The 2,597-nt window shown below is 42.0% G+C and carries 2 protein-coding genes; both read left to right on the forward strand.

Features of this window, described 5'->3' with window-relative positions; genetic code table 11:
- Positions 1–179 precede the first annotated feature (179 nt).
- Positions 180–1,727 carry an IS21 family transposase gene (gene istA / locus MT391_RS20500; RefSeq protein ID WP_499499927.1) on the forward strand — a complete coding sequence of 516 codons (1,548 nt, stop codon included), beginning with the start codon at positions 180–182 and terminating at the stop codon, positions 1,725–1,727.
- Between the two features lie 9 nt (positions 1,728–1,736).
- Positions 1,737–2,486 (forward strand): IS21-like element helper ATPase IstB, encoded by a 750-nt coding sequence (istB, locus tag MT391_RS20505; protein ID WP_499499929.1) that lies wholly within the window; start codon positions 1,737–1,739, stop codon positions 2,484–2,486.
- The last annotated feature ends 111 nt before the right edge of the window (positions 2,487–2,597 follow it).

The following is a 2,597-nucleotide window of genomic DNA, read 5'->3' on the forward strand; positions in this document are numbered from 1 at the left end:
TGCATATTCTCAACCATCGCGATCACCCATTCTCATGTAAGCCGATCACTTGTTCTCACTTATCCCGATCACCTATTCTCATCAATGCCGATCACTTTTTTTAAGTAAAAGGTACTCAAAAATCACTTTGCTTTGTTAAACCCGCATACTTCCTTTTTGTTTTTAAAAAGGGAATCTTTATGCCAACAGAGTCAATTTCAATGAGAAAACTAAAAGAGATATTACGCTTAAAGTATCAAGCAAAACTATCACACCGTAAGATAGCTAAGAGCCTATCCATATCAGCTTCAACGATATCCAACTACATTACTCGTGCAAAAATGATGGGGATCGAAGCGTGGCCATTACCTGATAAATGGACGGATATAAAGCTCAATAAACAGTTTTTGCAAACTCAGCACTCTCCAAGAACGGCTATTCCTTTACCGAACTGGCCTGAATTTCAACTTGAGCTAAAGCGTAAAGGGGTCACTAAACAACTACTCTGGCAGGAGTATGTTGAGCGTAATAGTGACAACTATTACAGTTACCCACAACTCTGCAGACACTATAAAGAATGGGCAAGGAAGCTACAGCCTTCAATGCGCCAAAATCACAAGGCCGGTGAGAAACTCTTTATTGATTATTGCGGACCAACGCTGCCACTCGTTAACCCCGATACTGGTGAGATACGAACAGCGCAAGTCTTCGTTGCTGTCCTTGGTGCTTCAAATTACACTTATGCAGAAGCAACACTCTCACAGAAGCTTGAAGATTGGGTAATGAGTCATGTGCGATGCTTTGAATTTCTAGGTGGTGTACCTGATTTACTCATCCCTGATAACCTGAAATCAGCAACTACTCGCGCTTGCAAATACGATCCTGATTTGAACCCAACTTATCAGCAGATGGCAGCGCATTACAATGTCACTATTTTGCCCGCTAGACCACTTAAGCCTAAGGATAAAGCCAAGGCTGAGAATGGTGTGTTGATTGTTGAACGCTGGATCATGTCGGTATTGCGTCATGAGGTTTTTTATTCTTTAACTCATTTAAATCAACGCATTAAAGAGTTATTACTACAAATGAACAACAAACCCTTTCAAAAAATAACGGGTACTCGGTCATCATTATTTAACCACATAGACTTGCCTGCATTGAAGCCTTTACCCCTTCAACATTATCAATATACCTATATAAAAAAGGTCCTCGTTCACATTGATTATCATGTTGAAATTGAAAAACATTATTACTCCGTCCCTTATGGACTGATCCGCAAACGATTAGAAGCGCATGTTACCCAAAAGATGATCTGCATTTACCATCAAGGTAACCGTATTGCGCAACACATGAAGTCAACGCAAATAGGCGGACATAGCACTCTCAATGAGCACATGCCCAAATCACATCAAGAGTATACAAAATGGACGCCTGAGCGTTTTGAAAACTGGGCTGCCTCATTGGGTGAAGCAGTATTAGAGTGGGTCAAATTTCAATTGAACAATAAGCAACACCCCCAGCAAAGCTATCGTGTTTGCTTAGGACTGCTTACTCTCACTAAAAAATACCCTAAAGATCGCCTTGATGCTGCTTGCCGACGCGGGCTTGATACGGGGGCATATCGATTACAAAGCATTAAAGCGATCTTAAATAACCGCTTAGATCAACAACCACTAGCCTCTGATTCATCCGATAAATTAATCAATGTCAGACACGATAACCTCCGTGGCGAAAACTACTACCATTAAGGAATGCTCATGAATAAGCACTTATCCGAACAACTCAGTAATCTGCGACTTAGCCACGTATTTAATGCGCTTGAAGTACAGAATGCTCAGCCTCAACACTATCAAGAACTCAGTTTCCAGGAGCGATTAACATTACTACTTGATGAAGAAATTACACAGCGAGAGCAACGTAAAATAGACCGCCTAGTCAAACAAGCTAAATTCCGTTTACGGGCCGATCCAGAGCAGATTGATTACCGAGCGGGCCGTGGAATTGAAAAAGCAAAGGTTCGCAGTTTACTTGAAGGACACTGGCTAACTCACTACCAAAATCTTATTTTTACAGGCGCAACAGGTTGTGGAAAAACATTTATGGGCTGCGCCCTTGGGCACTACTTCTGCCAGCAAGGTAAAAGTGTCCGCTACTTTAGGCTAAAGGGATTGCAAGAACACCTGCAACGCGTTCATGGCGAAGGGAGTTATCCTCGATTCCTTACACAGCTCAATAAATGCCAAATTCTGATCATCGATGATTGGGGTATGGAAAGCTTAACAGGCCAACAACGCAGCGATCTACTCGATATTATTGATGCGCGACACGGACAAAGCTCGATGATATTAATGAGTCAGCTACCGATTTCGAAATGGCATGAGTTAATTGGGGAAGCAACTTATGCGGATGCGATCATGGATAGATTGATCCACTGCGCAGAGCGATTTGACTTAAAAGGCGAGTCGATGCGTAAAATGGGGGCAAAGGTATTGACGAATATTGAATAAAGCATTACAACTCAATCTCACCGCAAAGTGAGGAGTAAAAGTGATCGGTATGAATGAGAATGACTGATCGGCTTCGGTGAGAATGAGTGATCGACATCATGAGAATACGCA

Origin of the sequence: Vibrio sp. 1-Bac 57 (genome assembly GCF_037546855.1) — a bacterium.
GTDB lineage: Bacteria > Pseudomonadota > Gammaproteobacteria > Enterobacterales > Psychromonadaceae > Psychromonas.